At 34.2% G+C, this 20,821-nt stretch carries 13 protein-coding genes; all 13 read right to left on the bottom strand.

Annotated elements, in window-relative coordinates:
• Positions 1–11 precede the first annotated feature (11 nt).
• On the bottom strand, positions 12–593 hold the full coding sequence (gene ruvA / locus ACEN2K_RS03065) for a Holliday junction branch migration protein RuvA (RefSeq protein ID WP_441757836.1): 582 nt from the start codon (positions 591–593) through the stop codon (positions 12–14).
• A 69-nt stretch (positions 594–662) separates the two neighbouring features.
• Positions 663–2,960: an NADP-dependent malic enzyme gene (locus ACEN2K_RS03060; protein WP_441757835.1), complete on the bottom strand. Its 2,298-nt coding sequence runs from the start codon at positions 2,958–2,960 to the stop codon at positions 663–665.
• A gap of 154 nt (positions 2,961–3,114) precedes the next feature.
• Entirely contained in the window at positions 3,115–3,549 is a 435-nt protein-coding gene (locus ACEN2K_RS03055) for a CBS domain-containing protein (protein ID WP_441757834.1), read from the bottom strand.
• Positions 3,550–3,618: 69 nt separating this feature from the next.
• The gene (locus ACEN2K_RS03050) at positions 3,619–5,490 is read right to left on the bottom strand and encodes a trehalase family glycosidase (protein WP_441757833.1); all 1,872 of its coding nucleotides are present in this window, start codon (positions 5,488–5,490) and stop codon (positions 3,619–3,621) included.
• The gene (locus tag ACEN2K_RS03045; RefSeq protein ID WP_441757832.1) at positions 5,487–6,701 is read right to left on the bottom strand and encodes an MFS transporter; all 1,215 of its coding nucleotides are present in this window, start codon (positions 6,699–6,701) and stop codon (positions 5,487–5,489) included. Before ACEN2K_RS03045 ends, ACEN2K_RS03050 begins: the two co-directional genes overlap by 4 nt.
• 27 nt (positions 6,702–6,728) lie before the next feature.
• Positions 6,729–7,664 carry a carbohydrate kinase family protein gene (locus ACEN2K_RS03040; protein WP_441757831.1) on the bottom strand — a complete coding sequence of 312 codons (936 nt, stop codon included), beginning with the start codon at positions 7,662–7,664 and terminating at the stop codon, positions 6,729–6,731.
• Between the two features lies 1 nt (position 7,665).
• Positions 7,666–8,841, bottom strand: a complete 1,176-nt coding sequence (locus tag ACEN2K_RS03035; RefSeq protein ID WP_441757830.1) for a glycoside hydrolase 100 family protein — start codon at positions 8,839–8,841, stop codon at positions 7,666–7,668.
• A complete protein-coding gene (locus ACEN2K_RS03030) occupies positions 8,819–10,138 on the bottom strand; it encodes an MFS transporter (protein WP_441757829.1) in 1,320 nt (439 codons plus the stop codon). The genes ACEN2K_RS03035 and ACEN2K_RS03030 overlap by 23 nt, the downstream gene beginning before the upstream one ends.
• A gap of 158 nt (positions 10,139–10,296) precedes the next feature.
• Positions 10,297–11,205: a hypothetical protein gene (locus ACEN2K_RS03025; protein ID WP_441757828.1), complete on the bottom strand. Its 909-nt coding sequence runs from the start codon at positions 11,203–11,205 to the stop codon at positions 10,297–10,299.
• Positions 11,206–11,207: 2 nt separating this feature from the next.
• Positions 11,208–12,533, bottom strand: a complete 1,326-nt coding sequence (locus ACEN2K_RS03020) for a vanadium-dependent haloperoxidase (RefSeq protein ID WP_441757827.1) — start codon at positions 12,531–12,533, stop codon at positions 11,208–11,210.
• Between the two features lie 45 nt (positions 12,534–12,578).
• Complete coding sequence (locus ACEN2K_RS03015) at positions 12,579–15,836, bottom strand: VCBS repeat-containing protein (RefSeq protein ID WP_441757826.1); 3,258 nt, start codon at positions 15,834–15,836, stop codon at positions 12,579–12,581.
• Positions 15,829–19,146, bottom strand: coding sequence for a VCBS repeat-containing protein (locus ACEN2K_RS03010; protein ID WP_441757825.1), 3,318 nt, complete (start codon positions 19,144–19,146; stop codon positions 15,829–15,831). The genes ACEN2K_RS03015 and ACEN2K_RS03010 overlap by 8 nt, the downstream gene beginning before the upstream one ends.
• A gap of 156 nt (positions 19,147–19,302) precedes the next feature.
• On the bottom strand, positions 19,303–20,820 hold the full coding sequence (locus ACEN2K_RS03005; protein ID WP_441757824.1) for a RagB/SusD family nutrient uptake outer membrane protein: 1,518 nt from the start codon (positions 20,818–20,820) through the stop codon (positions 19,303–19,305).
• Position 20,821: the final 1 nt, after the last annotated feature.

Genomic DNA, 20,821 nt, shown 5'->3' with positions numbered 1-20,821 from the left:
TTACGAACCTTCTATAAGGCTTTTAATGCTTTTTTAATAATTGTTTCTACTGAAGCATCTGGATCTTCCTTGACAATCTTTTCAATGATTTTTTCAGAAGTTTTGCGTACAAAGCCTAAAACTTCTAAAGCAGATAACGCCTCATCTCTATTTGTATTGCTTTGAGACATTGAAACTTCGTCTAAATCGTACAATTTGAGCATTTTTTCTTTAAGGTCTAAAATCACCCTTTGAGCAGTTTTACTACCAATTCCTTTTATTGATTGAATTGTTCCTACATCAGCAGAAGCGATGGCATGTATAATTTGTTTAGGTTCTAATGACGATAGCATTGTTCTGGCTATGCTGGCACCAATCCCTGAAACAGATAATAACATTTTAAAAATTTCCCTTTCTGACTTCTCTACAAACCCAAACAAAGTATGTGAATCCTCTTTAATTTGATGATAGGTAAATAGTTTAATAAAATCAGTTGATGGGAGTAATGAATAGGTATGCAAAGAAATATTTACTTCATAGCCTACACCGGCACAATCAATTACCACTTGGGTAGGTGTTTTTTCAACTAGTTTTCCTTGTAAATGTGCTATCATTAGCTTTTGAGTTTATACCAAAAAAAATTGCTTACCATAATACAGAATTATGATAAGCAATATAGTATATTATTTAATTGTTTGTTCTTTTGTCTTCTTATTTTGCTTTTCTTGAGCATCGATAACAGCAATAGCAGCCATATTTACCATTTCTTCAACACTAGCTCCTAATTGAAAAATGTGAACTGGCTTGCCCATTCCCAACATAATGGGTCCAATAGAATCCACTTTATTTAACTCTTTCAAAAGTTTGTAAGTAATGTTAGCTGAGTCAAGATTTGGGAATATTAAGGTATTTACTTTTTTTCCTGCTAATTTAGAAAAAGGAAATTTCTCTTTCAACATTTCTGGATTTAAAGCAAAATCAGCCTGAACCTCTCCATCAATAATCAAATCTGGATAATGCTCATGTAAATAAGAAACCGCTGCTCTAACTTTAGTAGCACTTTCATTAGTTGAAGAACCAAAGTTAGAGTAAGAAACCATAGCAATAACGGGCTCCACTCCAAACATTCTTGCTGTTTTAGCTGTCATGATTGCAATCTTTGCTAACTCGTCTGCTGTTGGATTAATATTTATAGCCGTATCTGATAAAAACATAGGCCCACGAGCCGTCATCATCATATTAGTTGTCGCGATAATTGATGCTCCAGGCGCTTTATCAACTAGCTGCAACATCGGTTTAACTACAGAAGAATAACTTCTAGAATGTCCTGTTACTAATCCATCAGCTTCTCCTTCGTTCACCATCATCGCAGCGAAGTAATTGCGTTCACGCATTAACTTTTGCGCATCATATAAGGAGATTCCTTTTCTTTTGCGAGATTCCCAATATATAGTGGCAAACCTATTGCGTCTCTCGTCTTCTTCTTTAATTTTAGGGTCAATAATTTCCAAATCAGCATCAAAGCCTAATTCTTCTTTTAACTCTAAAATAATTTCTTTATTTCCTAATAAAATAGGATGACCAATTCCTTCTTCTAAAACAATTTGTGCCGCTTTTAAAACGTCTAAATGATCTGCCTCAGCAAAAACGATCTTTTTAGGATCCATTTTAGCTCTATTGGTAATCAATCGTACCATTTTATTATCGTTTCCTAGACGATCAAGTAATCCTTCTTCATATTTATCCCAATCCGTGATTGGATTCAAAGCAACACCAGATTCCATTGCCGCTTTTGCCACAGCAGGAGCAACAATGCTAATTAATCTTGGATCAAAAGGCTTTGGAATAATATACTCTCTACCAAAAACCAACTTAGTGGCACCGTACGCAATATTTACCTGTTCTGGCACAGACTCTTTGGCTAATAATGCTAACGCTTTTACTGCAGCCATCTTCATCGCCTCATTAATTTTAGTCGCACGAACATCTAGCGCACCTCTAAAAATATATGGGAATCCAAGAACATTATTCACTTGGTTAGGATGGTCAGACCTTCCTGTTGCCATGATGATGTCCTTACGTGTTTCAATAGCTAAATTGTAGTCAATCTCTGGATCTGGATTAGCCATAGCAAATACGATAGGATTATCAGCCATTCCTAATAACATTTGTGGTGTCATGATATTTCCTGAGGACAAACCTAGGAAAATATCAGCTCCAACTAATGCTTCTTCAAGAGTTAATGGTTCTATATCTTTAGCATACTTCAATTGCATTGCTGACAATGACGGATTGTTTTTAGTTAGCAATCCTTTACTATTAAACATTAAAATGTTTTCCATTTTAACACCTAATAATATATATAAATCAGCACAAGCTAATGCTGCTGACCCTGCTCCAGAAACAACCATTTTTACATCTTCAGCTTTCTTATCTGCTAATTCTAGTGCATTTATTAAAGCCGCAGAAGATATAATTGCTGTTCCATGTTGATCATCGTGCATTACTGGAATATTTAATTCCTCAACTAAACGACGTTCAATCTCAAAAGATTCAGGAGCTTTAATATCTTCTAAATTAATTCCACCAAAAGTGGGTGCTATATTTTTGACGGTTTGGATAAATTCCTCAATATCCTTTGTCCCTATTTCAATATCAAAAACATCGATGTCAGCAAAGATTTTAAACAATAAACCTTTCCCTTCCATTACTGGTTTTGAGGCTTCTGGACCTATGTCACCAAGTCCTAGTACCGCAGTACCATTTGTAATTACAGCTACTAAGTTTCCTTTGGCCGTATATTTATAGACATTATCAACATCTTTTGCAATTTCTAAACAAGGTTCAGCTACACCTGGTGAATATGCTAATGACAAATCTCTTTGTGTGGCATACTTCTTAGTAGGTACTACTTGAATTTTTCCTGGAGTTGGCTTTGCGTGATACAACAAGGCCTCTCTTCTTTTGCTATTTTTATTCATTTTTTTACATTTTATTGTAGCTTACAAAGATAGAAGTCTTGATTTAAAAAGCAGGTATTTATATTATTCTTTTGTAAAAAACCAGTCCTATTGTGTTGTAAAAAAAACAGCCACAATGATTGTGGCTATTTATAAATGCTATATCTATTTGCTTTTAAGCTTTAGTTCCGCTGATGTAAGAATCTAAATGCTGAATGGTTTCTTTCTGGATTTCAATAATGGATTTTACAACATCACCTATAGAAATCACTCCCATAACAGCATCATTTTCTAACACTGGTAAATGTCGTACTCTTTTAGAACTCATTAGCCCCATACAATAATCTAAATCATCGGTAGGTTTAACGGTAATCACATCACGTTCCATAATCTCATGAACAAGGGTATCCTTGGAAGCTTTATTTTTCAAAACTATTTTTCGCGCATAGTCTCTTTCAGACAATACACCTTTGAGTAAATTATCTTCAATTACTAATACTGCACCTACATTTTTCTCCCCCATTACTTTTAAGGCTTCATAAACCGTGATGGTGGATACTATCGAATGTACTTCGCTACCTTTAATGCTTAATATTTGATTTACAGTCATATCGGAAAATTTTAGTGGACTATAAAGTTAAAAAAATTAGCCTATAAACAACTATTATTTTGTCAAAAACTATCTATTAAATATTTCGTCTGGCAAAGTGAGTTTGTTTAATTCTGATTTAAAATTCTCATTTAAAATTTGCAATCCATATTGATACGAAGCATTAACCCAACCAAATCCTTCTTTAGAAATGTAATCAAACTTAGTTCCTACATTTCCATATTCAGCAAAGACTTTATGCGAACTGGTTTCTAAATTAAATTTTTCAGGAATCGTTCCATTGTATTCCACAGCATTTTTTGTAATTAACCAAAGCCATCTATAAACCATTTCCTGAGCCTTGTCCAGATATCCATAATTCAGCAGTCCTTCCCAAAGCAGCATTTGATGTGGTGCCCATCCAAAAGGATAATCCCATTGCCTTTGTGGTGCATCTTCAGGATAATCAGCAACACTCGCTTGGGTGCTTCCTGTAATCCCCCCCTGTCTTATAAATTGTGGTAAAGCAATCTCGACCAGCTTTTTAGCTTGTTCTTTTGAACACAAGCCTGCCCATAGTGGGAAAAATGTTGTAGCGGCTTCAAAAGGCAATTGTTCTTTATGTATAAAATCATAATCAAAGTACATGCTTGCCTCTTTATTCCAACAAAGTAGATCAATTTTACCTTTTCGAAATTCAGCTTTAAGTTCCCAATCAGCAGAAGAATAAGTAGTACCCTCTGCTTGAAAAGCATCATCAAAATACGTTTTTATCAAATATGCGATATCCTTTTCGTATTTATAAAGAAAGCTATTTACATCAACTGAGTTGAGATTAGCACAAGTATTTATTAATCGATTAGTGGTGTCGTGTCCACTTTCTCTTAAACTCCGATCATGGACAAAATAAGTGTCTAGCTCTGGATCAACTAGTGTTCTATTTAAATATTGTTTTTCAAACTCTCTAATGGGCAGGTCATACTTCTTTGCATAGGGCGCAAGAACATCATCAAAATGACCAGGCTCAACTTCAAACGGCATTCCCACACCTCCAGATTTATATCTATTTAAACCCGTTTCTGTTAATCTGTTCCCTTGCACCATCCATACAGTCTGGTATTCTAAAATCACGGTTTCGAGATGTTTTCTTAACCATTCATTATCGACCTTAGCCCCTTTTACAATATTTATTAATAAAGAAGAATATAATGGCGGTTGCGTCCTGGTTAAATAATAGCTTCTATTGGCATTTAATATTTTACCATAATGTATAATTTGGTATCTGAAATTATCAGCGATAGCCATCGTCTTTTCTAACTGCTTATCGATTAATAAACCTACTCCAATAAAATAACTATCCCAGCCATACATTTCATTGAATCTCCCTCCTGGCACTACAAAAGGAACTCCTTGTAAACTGTATAGCTTTTGCTCCAAAGCCAAAGCTAATATTCCTGGTTTTTTATTTAAAGTGGCTACATATTCTTCAGTATAATTTTCAGGTAAAACTTCTACTTTGAAATTTTTTAATTCGCGCTCTAATTCTTGAAAATAGTGTACTCCTTGACTGTCTTTAGCAGAAACATAAAGAGTTGCTATTTCGTTGGTCGTTTTTTCATCTTCTAAGATTTGAACCAGTCCTTTTTTATCGATGGTCCTAGTAAGTTCATTCCAGTAATCGTCCCTTATTTTTCTTGAGATCCTTTGCACTGGCAATTCTTCTACATGTGCCAAATCTAATTCAGTTACAACACTACTTGTTTCTTTCAATAGCGCAAGCTCCTGAAGAAGATTTGATAAATGATAGGTCCCATTAATTATTTTCTCCTCTTTAGAGTTTTCATCTATAAGAACAAAACGTTTTGGACCATTATCCTCCTTGGTGATTTTTTTATCTTGATCAGTATCTTCCTGAACCAGCAGTTCTTGAAATACTTTATCTATGTTTAGAACTATTTTCATGATTTAGCTGTAAGTTTTTTTAGTATAAAAAATGAAACTAATAACAATGCCATGGGAATCAACGTATAATAAAAGGCATTTTCTGGCCCTTCATTTTTAAATAAATACCCTATAATTCGGGATCCTAATGTACCGCCCAAAGCTGAAAAAACGACTATTAAGCCTGTCATGGAACTATGTAGTTTTTTTGGCAAAGCACTTAAAACTACCGAGTTCAAAAGTGGGTATATAGGAGCGATAAACAACCCTACTAATGGGAAAGCAAATCCAATCAATGGGATATCACTGAGGGAATTAATGTTTCGCACTTCTAAACCTACTGTTTTTGGCAATACAAAAACAACAAGCAGCATGGCCATAACAATGCAAAAAGAAAGCACCCAGATCCAGTTTATTGATTTAGTAATAACACCAGCAAGAAGTCTTCCTGCGGCTAAAGAAATTGCCAATATGCTAGCCATCATAATGCTAATATTTTCAGGCAAGTGCAATACCTTATCATTAAAGGTAGGCAGCCAGGTCATGATTCCCTGTTCAATCATTACAAATAAGAAAGCACTGATTACAAAAACAATCGTCACTAACTTAGCAAACAATTTAAACATTTGCTTAAAATCATCCACTAAATCTACTCCTGGAATTTCCTTTTGATTTTCAAATTTGGTGAAAAATAAAAATCCAAATGAAAGCATAGAAATTCCCGCTAATAACCAGTATACATTTAACCATGCGTCAGGATTTGTCTCTGAATTAAAAGCAGGAAATAAAAAATAAGCTAAAGCGATTCCTATCATAAAAACACCCTCTATACTACTCATTAAACTGTTGTGCTCTTTTTGATTTTCAGTAACAGTTCCTATAAGAGAATATACTGATACTTTTATTAAAGCAAATGACACACCAACAGTAGCAAAAAGAATTTTAGCGGCACTGAATGAATTCCCAAAATACATGGTAACACAGGCTGCCGAAACTAATGCGAGTCCTATTAACATGGCTTTTTTATAGCCAATTCTTGGCAAAAAAGAAGCAATTAGAAAGGATACGATAGCAATAGGCAAATCTTTAAAAGCCTCTAGAATACTTGCCTGCAACTCATCTACCCCATAGTTTTTTTGAGATTTGAGTATAACTATTCCTACACTATTGAGTAGAATAGCGAAGACGAAGTAATTAAGGTACATTGCTAATTTAATTGTGCTTTTTTTCATGTGTGAGTAGTGTTTACTTTTAAATAATTAATCAATATTTAAATATTCTTGAATATTTATTGTTTCGGGTAATCTACCTAGGTATTGAAGTTTTAAGCCTGCTAATCTTTGGGCTATAGTAATGGTTTCTTCTAAATTTTTGCCCATTAATTGCGCATACAAGAAACCTGTCCAAAAGGCATCACCAGCACCAGTTGTATCTTTTATATCTTCAATAAGCTTGGCTTTTTGACGAAACATACCGTGTTGTACACTTGACAAAACTACACCGTCTTTCCCCTTGGTTAAACATATTGTTGACGCTCCCAATCCATGAAAATAGTCGAAAATATAATCTTCAGTTTTTGCTTCCGCAAAAAGTCGGAAACAGTCATCTTCACTGAGTTTAACAAAAGGATCTGTAGCCAAATATTCTTTTAAAACCTCTTTAGCCTCTTCTCGATCAGGCCAAATTCTTTCCGAGAAATTAATGTCAATACTTGTTTGTAATCCTATAGCCTTTGCCTTTTTGGCCCCCTCTAAGATAGTTCTTCTAGCCGGATTTTTACTTAAAGCAAAGCATGTAGTATGAAAAATTTTAGCACTTTCGAGCAGTTGTTTTGGAAGCTGCACTGGGTTAATTTGACAATCAGCCTCTCTAAAAGCAATAAAATCAGGTGTGCTTGTTGATTTAGAAACTAATATTATTGATGTAGGTTCTATTTCTGATTTTCGCACATAAGTAGTGATCACAGCATTTCTCTTTAATTTCCTGATAATATAATCCCCTAAACCGTCTTGACCACAAGTGGCTACTAAAACCGATTTCAGTCCTAATCTCGCTGCATTAACCGCTACATTTGTAGGTGATCCTCCCAGAAATCGATGGTAATCTTTAGTTTTAGTAATTGATGTGTTGACTTCATGACCTATAAAATCAATGAGCACTTCTCCTACACATAATATATCTATTGCTTTCTCCACGTTACACTAAAAATTTAAAATTATTATTGATACTTTGATGCAACATCACTGTCGCTGCTGCACTCCAAGCACAAAACGGTACTCCGTTTGGCTCTTTTGTTTGGCTATTAAAGTTTTCATAAAAACTATAATGGGCAATAGCATTTGCATTGTTTATAGCTTCCAAAACTGATATTGCCTCATCTCTTTTATTCTTTGCAAGCAAGGCTAGTCCGTAAAATCCATTAACCATAGACCAACTTCCACCATTGTGGAATTCATAAGGAAAATTCCTAAACTCATATTTACAATTGTTCTTTAAAAGATTCCAATCGATATCAATTTCCATGATTGGTGGCCAAAAAGCAGGTAACAATTTTAATGGCATCTCGTCTTTAAGTGAGTTTGAATATGCTACTATCTTATTTTGAAAATCATCAGAACCTATATTTAAAAACAAAGTCAGTGAGTTCGCAAAAGCATCAAACTGCGTTTTATATCCCGCAGGAGAAAATGAGCACGGCATATATGCCTTAATACTAGCTTCATTGTACGCTCTTTCATGGTATTTTTCACCTACTGCATCAGGAGTAAAATTAATTTCAATTTGCTGAATTATATGTTGAATTTTGGCCTGAAGAGGGTCTTCATTCACAAAATGATTGTAACTTTTTAAGGCCCAAATACGAAGTAATTGATCGTAGAGCACATAGCCATCTGTGATATACTCATCAGCCCAGTTTCCAGAAAGAGGAACATAAACTAAATGTTTGTTATTAAATTCCCAAGCTTCTAAAAGCGTTAGACATTTTTGAATTTTACTATTGTGCTTCGCAATGAATGCCAAATCGTTTTTATAATGAGCATATTGACAAATCCCTATAACAAACCAAGTAACAGCGTCGACTCTTCCTGCTAATCCACCATAACTTACTTCCACTTCATGTCCATTAGTCATCACATTCGACGGAATTGTTCCGTTCACATGCTGATGTGCCGCCAAGGTTTCCAAAGTACTTTTAAATGTTTCAATTAACGCATTATCCCCAGAAGCTAATGCAGCTAAACCACAAATCACACCATCACGTGCCCAAACTCTTTTATAGTTGGAGATGTTTTGTGCGCTGGCTAAGAATCCTTGTGTTGAAGAAACTTGCTGCAACAGTTCAATTGCCTTATTGTATGCTGTGTAATTCACTTAATTTAACTTTTTTTGTTTTAATAAATAAGGTACATATTGCACCAATAAACAGTAATACTCCTGCAAAAGTGATTGCTAAACGAGGGTCATTATTTAAAAAATGTTTTAAAATAAATCCAAATGATATGTTTTGAATAATCATAGGTATCACAATCATCATATTTATAATTCCCATATACACGCCATAACGTTCTTTAGGGATATTAGAAACTACCATTAGATAAGGAATCCCCATCATACTAGCCCACGCAATACCATATCCGATAATTATTAGAAAAAACAAGTATTGATTGTGCAACACTGGAAAGAATAAAAAAGAAACGGAGCCTAGTAACAAACAAACAAAATGAACTGTTTTGGCACTGTGCTTCCGCGCTAATTTAGCCAAATAAAAGGCTATCGAAAAGGTAACAATAAATCCAAATGCACCTACTAATCCATTCCATCGCACTGCTTCTCCATATCCAGCCTTGTCAGAGGGCGTCGTGTTCCAAACAGATAAAGCTATACTTTTTGAATTATTTTGCCAATAACACATCATCGCATACCACTGAAAAAGATAAACTAGAAATAGTTGCCACATCACTTTTGGCATTTCTAAAACTGCTTTATAAATATCTATGAAAGGAGAAAATATATTTAAGGGGTTGGCTTTTATAAAAGCAATTTCTTCATCAGTTGGTGGAACCTCAGCTGTTTTCTTCATACTCCACCAAATAGAACTAATAGATAGCACAGCACCTATAAAAAAAGAGGCATACATCCAATTGGGTAATTCTCCTGTATGACCAACAATTATTAATGGAAAAATCCCAATGGATATATATGCTAAGAATTGACCAAACCCTGTAAAAAAACTTTGTGCCTGAAACCCCATAGGTTGCTGTTCTTCATCTAAGGTGTCTGCAATAAAAGCTCGATATGGCTCCATAGCAGTGTTGTTTCCTATGTCTAAAATCCATAGTAAGCCTGCGGCCATCCATAACGAACTACTAAATGGAAAAAGAAATAAAGCGATACTGCAAATTAAAGCTCCTATAAAGAAATACGGCTTACGCCTTCCCCATTTTGGATGCCAAGTTTTATCACTCATTGCTCCAATAATTGGCTGAATCAGTAAACCCGTTAATGGTCCCGCAAGATTTAGAATAGGAATTTCATCTGGGCTTGCATGTAAAAAATCATAAATAGGATTTACGGCACTTTGCTGTAAGCCAAAACTATATTGAATACCAAAAAAACCGACATTCATATTTATGATCTGCCAGAAACTAAGTTTTATTTTTAATGACATTTGCGGTTTTATTAGTTAATTCGTTTTATTCCTGGTTATATTTTCTAAATTTAATTTTAAAAAAGCCAAATAATTGAATTATTAAAACAAAAACGTTTTCGAGAGCACCGAAAACGTTTTCGAATTCCTAAATTTTTACCGATAGGGTTTAATGTTAATTACCTTATAGGGATAATCACTTTTGTTTCCCAAGTGCGTTCATCTCCTCCATTAAAAGGATTGGCCAAGAAGTGTTCTAAAGGCTGAAGAGTTAAGTCGTAGCCTTGCTTTTGTGCATAGTCTAATAACGCAAACCAAGCTCTGTCTGAGGTTCTGAAATTTCCGTAATAAGTTGCTTGCAATCCTTTAGTAGATTTTAGTGTTTTGAATTTTACGAGGTCATTCTCAATATAATTCGTCCCTTTGTCAATAGGAAAACAGTAATCAAATTCAAGTGTCTCTTTCTCTAAATCCCAATTCTGAATTTTTACAAATGGCTTACCAATAATTTTAATATTATTTAGCTGCAAGTAGCCCGTGATAAATGCATCGTTTGCAATCATTGTTTGCGCTTTTTCCTGCATCACGCTTTTTAAACTGATGTAAGCTACAAAGGTTTCCTCAGAAGTTTTCACTCCATCAATTTCAACTTTAAAATTCTCTAAATGTTGGTTTAAACCATTTCTAAAGTCCGTGATCTTTTTTATTTGTTCTTTTTTAAAATAGGTATCCATAAAGGGAACAGTTATTCTATTGTAGATACTGTTCTTTAGATCTTTAACACAAACATTCACTTGAGTTACAGAATCATTTATAGAGTTCATTTCCCACTGATATTCCATCTTGATTTTATCTTTAGTCATTGACTGTTTAATAAAACTAAAATTTTTCTTTTCGAGAATACGGTATGATTCCTTGTGGGTCAACTGCCGCACTGTTGACCATTCTTGCACACCTTGAAAGACGGTGCCTGTAGCAGTTTTTACTTTAAATGAAATGCAGTAATCACTTTTTTTAATAAATAAATACCAAGTTAAAGAAAGGGTAATAATAACCACTAGCACTAATAGCAATTTATTTTTAGTCATTTTTATTTGGTCATTTTTAATTTAGTGATTACAAAACTCGCAATTTCATTTCCTTGATCCATTCCGTTCTCAATAGCTGCTCTATAGTGTATTCCTCCATAAAAACGACTCATCGCAGCTTCTTTAGAAGCAGCTTTAAATGACTTAAAAGACCTGTTAGGCAAACCAAATGGCAATTCTGAATTATCTACAAAAGCAAAGTTATCACCAAACACAGAGGTTAAAATAGAGGCACAAACAGTTGAAACTACGGAATGGCCACTAGTATATTCAGGAAACGGAGGAGTTTGCAAAGCTGGCTTCCAGTTTTCATCGATTTCTTGATTAATCACCGTTTCTGGTCTTATGACATTACTTCTAAACTTCTCATCCCAACAGCTGATGAAAGCTTCAAACATACCTATTGAAGTTTTAGTGTAAACGAAGACGGTTTTCTCAAAATCTGCATTAGATTTTTTACAAGCTATTTTAGTTATTCCCATCCAATGCGCGCCTGGGGTTATTTTCTTTTTAGCAAACATCATATGACCTTGGCTCACGGAAACATATGGATTACAATCCCAAAACTGAGCCATTTTAACCTCATCACAGCCATCTCCTTTTTTTCTCATATCCATACTAATATCATACACTTCTTGAACTTCCTTAAAAAAAGGAGATTTTCTATCCAATGAAAAAGCAAGTGCAGGAACTGGTTTAAATTGAGAAGCCGAATCTAATACTAAGGTTCTAATTTCGGCCCAATGCGGCTCTATGGCATCCATATAGGCTGGAGGAGTAGGTTGCCATCTTCCTGCAACATTTGACAAAACAGAAAATTTTGACATCGTTCTCGTTTGCTTATAATTGTCTTTATCCATCCATTTCTTAATATGTTCTGCTACTTTGAGACCATATTCTTTTGAAACCTCAAATTCTTTTTCATTTGTCTCTTCCCATTTATGATAAAGGCTATCTCTAAATTTCTCTACTAATTCTTCTGAAAAAACCAGTTGCTTACTTACCTCCATGTGAGCTACTAATGCAGCCACCTCAACATTTACGCGGCTTTTGGGATCTAACTTAGGAGTGGTCCCTAACCCGTTTAGCTGTTTTTCGAGCGTCAAATACCCACTATTACTTTGAGCAATTACCTCATAAGCAGCAATGTTAGGGTAAACAAAAATCCTACTAGCAACTGGTGGAGAAAAAATATCGTGAATCATAATTTCAGTCACATTTTCTATAGCGGCATGGTATTCGTCAGTAGTAACTTCAATAGATTTATCTTTTTCACAGGATATAAACAAAGCCCCAACAGCGACTATAAAATATTTTTTTAATCTCATTTTTCTTTTTATTTAAATTAAAACATACTATTGCGATTGTGCTCCCTACTTTATCATCGGAAGTTCATATACCTCAGCCTTACTGTTGTTTATGGTTACTAGTAAATACTTTTTACCCTTACTATTAATCATGTCTAGATGCATAACTGCTTTTTGAGACAAGTCTATCCCTATCGTATTACCCATGACAATATTTTTAAAATCTTTTATTAAGGCTCCTGAAAAACCATCAAACCGACTGTGATAAGGCGAAACCCCAAAATAGTTCCCGGCTGCAAAAACGGACTCTTTAGTGTCAGAATCAAAATTTGACTTCACAAAACTAGTGATTGGCGCTACTTGTAATTCATTCGAAAAAGCTACAAAAGTAAATTTGCCATTTTGATTTTTAAGATAACCTGATTTTAAATTATGAACTTCAAAATGTTTTGCATCTGAAAGCATTTTTGGACTAAAAACCTCTTCAACTGTTTTTCCAGCAAACATCCTGTAACTTTTGAATTTCTTCTTGATCATACCGCTAAATTGTTCGGCTAAATCATCTAGACCAAGTGTGGTATAATAACGCCCATTTTTTTCTATCGCGACAATGGTTTCATAAGAACCATTTTTATCAAAATCATCATAATACATTTTCATAGGAAACTTTTGAGACGCTTTGAACTTGGAATTCAACCCCCAATTCCCAACAATGTAGTCTATATCACCGTCATTGTCAATATCAAAGGGAATAATAGATTGCCATAAACCATTGCTTGCCTCTGGGAGAACTGTTGGTGTTACATTCTTAAATTTGCCATTTAGATTAGCAAAAAACGTAGGTTTCATCCACTCTCCTATTACAATTAAATCGGTCACACCGTCTTTATTAAAGTCTGAAAAAACAGCATCAGTTACCATCCCAACAGCTGAGAATGTTTTGTTTTGAACAATACTAAAGATCCCGTTTATATTGTTTAACAAATAGCAGTCGGGCATGCTGCCAAAACGATTATTAACTGAATTATTTCCTACAAACACATCTAAATCTCCATCATTGTCATAATCAAACATTTTGATTACCGCTGCATTTTGAGTTAACTCTATTAAATTAGATTTTACAAATTCTTTGTTTTGCATAAAGTACAGGCGATCTTGCAAGTTTGAAGCATTTTCTCCTCCGCCTGAAACGACAAACAAATCATTTAATTTATCATTATTAAAATCTCCAATAACTGCTGAGCCATCCTCATAGATGGAGTCGCTCTCAATTGCTGGGAAAGCTTTTTTAATAAATCCGTTAGCATTTTGAATAAAAAATGCTGCTTTTTTATTTTTGGCTCCGCCAAAGAAAACATCCTCCTTACCGTCGTTATTTAAATCTCCAACTGCTGTTGCTGGTCCACGATCAGACCGTTGATAGGGTATCATTTTTTGGAAGATAAAATCAACATACTCATTTTCCTGATGTACAAAATCAATTCCTAAATTGTTTGGAATCTTTTTAAAAACTGCAGAACGCGTAGGATGTAAATTTCGATAATCAAAATATTTTCTGTTCTTCGCAACTTTAACAACCAGACTTTGATTGACCTTAATGTTTTTTATAGTTTGATAGGTTTTGTCTGGCCAAATCACAACTAAGGAATCAACCAAATTACTCTTTCCATAACCAAAATGTACGATTGGTTCTGAGGAAGACTGAAAACCCCTGGTTGTTTGTAGTTCCTTAAATTGTCTTTTCCCTTTGACATAAGAAATAACTTTTGTTCCTATCCCAAAACTATTTTTCCCCTGAAATTGCAGTTTCAATTTTAAATAATTAGAGGCGGTATCAGTATGATTGATATATACTGATGCAATACTATTGAGGTTATTTGTAATAATATCTAAGTCGCCATCATTATCAAGATCAGCATATGCACTACCGTTAGAAATAATGGAATCATTTTGTAACCAGTCTTTAGATCTGTTTTTGAAATGCAAATCAGTTGAGCCTTGAAAAATATAGTTAGTTGTATTACCTTTTGGCATTTTATTCAAAGCTTCTTTGTCTAATAACTTGGTTGCTGTGATCTTACTTTTGATTTGGTCATTTGAATAATATTTTACATAATCTAAGTCATTGGGACGCTTTGGAATACCATTACCCACAAAAAGGTCTTGTTCTCCATCTTGATCATAATCTGCAAATAGAGCACTCCAACTCCAATCAGTAGCTGCAATACCATTTAGCAAAGCAGTTTCGGTAAAATTATTTCTAGCATTATTAAGCTGCAACATGTTTCTGGTGTACTGATAATGATAACCTAGCTTTTCTGTCCTTAATTTCAACATTTGAACATTATCATCACCCAATGAAGATTTCAGCACCTTTTCATTCTCAGGTAGCATGTCTAACGTTAGAATATCAGGGAATCCATCGTGATTGATATCTGCGACATCCACTCCCATTGAAAACCGACTGGTATGTCCAAAATGTTGCTTCAAGCTCTCTGTAAAAGTACCGTCACCATTGTTTAGGTAATAATAATCGTCTTCATGGAAGTCATTACCTACATAAATATCAGGATAACCGTCAAGATTAAAGTCGGAAACAGCTAAACCTAATCCATAACCATTTGCTCCCCCAAAAATTCCAGCTTGTTCACTTACATCGACAAATTTTCCATTGTCATTACGAAAAAGCTTATCACCACATTCATAACTTCTCTTATTTCTAACCTCAGCATTTCCAAAAGATTCTTCAGAGTGCACCGCATGATTTAACAGATACATGTCTAGGTCACCATCTAAATCATAGTCAAAAAACGCCGCAGAAGAACTGTAATTATCTAAATCTAATCCATATTGTGCCGCACTCTCAGTAAACGTATTATCCTTGTTGTTGATGAATAACTCATTATGCCCTTCAAATCCATTGATTCCTACAACAGCACATACATAGATATCTAGATAGCCATCGCCATTTACATCAGCCATAACGGTCCCTGCATTCCAATCACTTTGTCCCTCAACAGCTGCTTTTACACTGATGTCTTCAAATTTATTTTTTCCCTTATTTAAATATAATTTATTTTTTCCTTGATTTGAAGTGAAGTAAATATCCACTAAACCATCATTATTAATGTCTCCTAATGACACTCCGCCTCCATTATAATAATAAAGGTAATCTAGAATGGAAATATTTTTAGATTCAAGTAATTGATTACTGAACGTTATATTACTTTGATTAGAATCTAGCTTTTCAAATAAATGATGTTCTTTTTTAGAGCAACTTACAATTACTAAAGAAAGCAGTGCTATTCGAAAAAAATTATTCATTACTATTAAATATTTTAGGTGTGTTATCATTAATCACGGCTATAATCGAAAATGCTTTTGCTTTATTTTTAATCTTAGCAAGGTGTTTGACTTCTCCTTTCATATAAAATCCAGACTGTGCATAGGGAACCCAAGTATAAGCACCGTTTTTATTTCCTAAAAGAACACTGCCATAACTAGAATCTAGTCTAGAAAACTGTGGCTTAAACTCATATTGATTTCCTCCCAAAATGAGATCTAAAATCCCATCTTTGTTGATATCAGCAGTACAAATAGAATTGACACAGGAAAATTGCACCTCTTTGGGTAATGTTTTAATTTCAAATGTTCCATTACCCTTATTTATGGCAACAATACTTTCTTGAGTAGTGGCTGTTTTTTGAATCGAATTGTTTGTTACCTCTGGCGAAAACAACTCTTGAAATGTTTTCTTCGCATAATCAGCATAGCTAAGATTCTTCTTTTTTATTAACGGAATTTGTTTTGCCACATCTTGTTTTAGATTTAAAGGCATGTCCTTGCCGTTTATAGAACGGGTAGCAATTTGCTCAATAGTACCATTGTTATCAAAATCATTTACAAATAATCGCATTGGGTTTTTAGCACTCGCCTTATACGTCGTATTCGTCCCTTTATTACCAAATACCAAATCTTTTTTGCCGTCATTATTTAAATCCACACAGCTTACCGCATTCCAGAATCCTGATAATTCTGTTAAATTCGACTTATATTCTACCAGTCTACGTCCTGTGTTTTTGAAAATTTTTGGAGCCATCCAGTCCCCTACAATTATAAGATCTTTCTTCGAGTCATTATCAATGTCTTCCCAAACCGCATCTGTAATCATGCCTACATCATTAAGTTTGAAAGCTTTTTTATCCGTGCTATTCGCAAAATTCCCTTTGCCATCGTTTTCTAAAAGTAGGTGTTTAGGATCAATGCCATAGACACCAGGAACACTCCGACTGCCTATAAACACATCGATATCACCATCATTGTCAAAATCATTTGCAACCATCACAGCTACATTATTATTTGTAGTAGGAATCGTGGTTTTACTCTTAATAAATTGGCCTTTACCATTATTTAAATAGAGGCGGTTTTTATAATTACTTTGATCTGCTTTTTCATTTCCTCCAGAACCAACTAATAAATCAATGTCCCCATCATTGTCAGCATCAAAAAAACTGGCTGCTGTATCTTCATAACTAGCATCTAGATTTAAATCATTTTGATTAGTGATTGTATAAGTATTATTTCCCTTATTCAAATAAATTTTTCCCGAAACTCCTTTGGCCCCACCAATAAAAAGGTCATCATTTCCATCACCATTTATATCAGCAACAGCTAACGAAGGCCCTTCTTGCGACAACTCTTTTGAAATTAAACCTTCGTAATCAAAATCAATATAATCATTCTCTTTATGAGCTAATAATGAACTCACTTGTTCTTTAAACAATGGCTTCAGCTTTTCATTCTTAGGGATATAATTCAATTTTGCATCAGTGATTTTTAAATTAAGTGTACTGTTATTTACAATATTTTTAATCGTCTGAAATTTCCCATTAGGCCAAATAACCTGTAATGAATCAATTTTTTTTGTCCCAATTCCGAATGTCATTACATAATCAATTGAAGATTGAAAACCTCTGGAAGGAATTAATTCTTGTCTCAAAATCTCAGTTCCCGAAAACAATTCAACGACACTTCCTACTGCAAAACTATTTTGATTCTCTCCTTTAAGTTTCACTTTAACAAAATGATTGTCTTTCTTCTTTTCGGAATTATTTTGGTAAACAAAAGCTTCCATGTTGACATTGTTCACCACTAAGTCTAGATCCCCATCATTATCTAAATCAGCATAAGCAGCTCCATTTGAAAAACTAGGAGTATCTAACCCCCAGTTTTGAGCTTCGTTAGTGAAGGTTAAATTCTTATTGTTTTTAAACGCATAATTAGGAATAGGTGAACTAGGCATGCGATTAATTATCGTCTCAATTTGTTCTTTTTTGCCCGTTACGACCATCTTTTGCATAAATTCATTAGCGAAGAAATCTACAAAATCTTGATTAGTCAAATCGTGAAAAATCCCGTTACAAACATAGATGTCTTTGTATCCGTCATTATCCATATCAAATAGCAAAGCGCCCCAACTCCAATCAGTTTTAGAAACGCCAGCATAATGGGCAATTTCAGAAAATTGATTGTTCCCATTATTAACTTGCAAGGTATTCTGCATGTATTGATTGAAAAAATCGAGATTTATTTTTCTCATAAACAAATCATAGTTTTCAAAACTAGTTGTGTTTTTTAATCGCTCATCTTCTTCTGGCAACATGTCTGTTACAAATACATCGGCCTTACCGTCATTATTAACATCAGCCATATCTGCTCCCATTGAAGACTGGCTAATATGTGAAGCCCAATCTTGAATTTGTTCACTAAATGTTCCGTTTTTATTGTTGATGTACAAATAATCTCTTTCGTAAAAGTCATTAGAAATATAAATATCCGGATATAAATCACCATTAACATCCCCTACAGTTACCCCGAGACCAAAACCAATTAAACTACCATAGATACCAGCTTCTTTACTCACATCAACAAATTTACCATTATCATTGCGGAGTAAACGATCGCCTCCTCCTTTTAAAATAGAAGCTACATCCCAGTCTTTGTCACGTAAATCTCTTTTATTAGAATAGTTAAGACTGCTTACAGGAATAAAACTATTATTAAGAATATAAGCATCTAGATCGCCATCTTTATCATAATCAAAGAATGCGGTATGAGTAGTAATTCCAGTATCTGCTAGATTATAATCTTCTGCTTTTTCAGTGAAACTTAGATTTCCATTATTGATAAAGAGTTCATTATTTTGATTTTCCCCTGTACTATTTCCTGCATTACAAACATAGATATCGAGTAATCCATCCCCATTAATATCAACCATGACTACGCCTGTAGACCACGCTTTTGAACCTTCTACACCCGCTTTTTTTGAAATATCTTCAAATTGAAAGTTACCCTTATTTAAATATAACTTATTTGCACCCAAGTTAGAAGTGAAATAAATATCTGATAATCCATCATTATTGATATCTGCAATTGCTACTCCGCCTCCATTATAAAAGTTTCTATATTTAAAAACATTCATATCTGCTCCATTTTTCACCTCATTTTTGAAGTTAATTCCAGTAGTTGAAGCATCTAATTTAGAAAATAAAGCATCTTTATTTTCGGCGTTTTCTTTAGAACAATTAGCGAATAGAAGGATAAAAATCGAAAAGAAAAAGTAACGATTTAACATGTTATAAGAAGTATTTGGTTAGGTCAGTTGTAGCGAATTGATTTGCCTAATTTATATAATATTCATTGAATAAAGTAACGAAATGTGTTAATAAATAAAGAGGGTAATAAATACCCTCTCTATAACTAACTCAAAACATAAAATTGTAAATATCTTTTAGTAACCTGGGTTTTGCTTGATATTTTTATTAAACAAAGCATCGGCAGGAATAGGAAATATTAAATATTTAGGATCTGAAACTCCAGGCTTTAGTTCTCTAGCTTCAAGAAATTTACCAAAGCGAATCATGTCATTTCTTCTCCATCCTTCAAACCATAATTCTCTACCTCTTTCAGCATAAATACTTTCAAGAGTAGCGGGTACAGCAGGAATTCCAGCTCTAGTTGCAATAACTGTCATTATAGCATCCGCGTTACCTGTAGCTCCTCTTTTAATTGCTTCCGCTTTCATTAATAATGCATCCGAGTAACGCATTAAAACGTAATCATTATCTGGATTATCTAGATTAGCTGGATCTGGCTCATACTTCTGAGTTCTAATTCCAGCAGTTTCTATAGCAGTAGCATCAGATATTACAAGAGTCAATGCAGGAGTAAACACTAATGGGTTACCATTTCTATCTTTTAAAGGTGTAACTCCTCCTGGTGCATACATCTGACCAATTTGAAAACCAATAGGATTACCAAAGTTTGCTATAATTGATGGTGACGTTTTGTTACGACGTTTATCAGATGCATCAAAACGATTGTAATATTCCGCAACAGTAGCAAAACCATTCCAACCACCTGGTGTTTGATTATAATGCATTCCCATTCTCCATCGAGATTGAATTCCCCCTCCTGTTCCTAAAATATTTTTAGATGTAAATAGTAATTCAGGTGAAGTATTATTTGTTGGAGTAAAGTTATCCCAATAATCCGGAGCTAATGTACTACTTATAGCATTTACGTAAGTAACTACTTTATTCATATCTGCAACATCAAAAGTATAAGGCCCTGCAACATCTGATGCATTAAAAACCCCTTTATTTAAGTACATTTTTGCTAATAGAAAATTAGCTGCATCCTTGTTGATAATACTTGGATCTCCCGCAGTACGAGCTGGTAATGTGCTTACGATAGCCTCCAATTCACTTATTACAAAAGTCGAAGCTTCAGCACGAGTCCACACTTTAGCATCACTATCAAGACTAGAACCAGCCTCTCTATAAGGCACTTGCCCAAATAGATCAATAACATTATAATAGTAAAATGCTCTAAGGAATCTTGCTTGTCTAACCTGGCTCGCATCAGTACTATTTTCAATCACTTGATTACAAGAATAAACATTTGATAATAAATCATTCCAAGCAACCACAATTTCTGTATTATCTGGCCCCCAAGTATGTACATGAAACTGTCTCCATTTAGCATTATCATCCCAGTCACCACCTCGAGTTGGTCCTACAAGTGCATCCGTAGACATTTCATCCATAGTAAACATCTCACCTTGCTCTTGAAACCTTCTCAAACCTTCAATAGCTGATTGCAATAAAGCCGTAGAGTTTACTGTACCTCCAGAACCAGAATCAGCGTTGTACCCGTCTAAAATTTCCTCATCTAAATTAGTACAACTCATTCCAAGGAGTACTGTACTAGAAAATAAGATGGTTTTTATTATATTATTTTTTTTCATT

It is taken from the genome of Flavobacterium sp. W21_SRS_FM3, assembly GCF_052113625.1.
In the GTDB taxonomy this organism is placed as follows: domain Bacteria; phylum Bacteroidota; class Bacteroidia; order Flavobacteriales; family Flavobacteriaceae; genus Flavobacterium.
The sequence above is the reverse complement of the archived record's forward strand: the minus strand, read 5'-3'. Positions and strand labels throughout refer to the sequence as shown.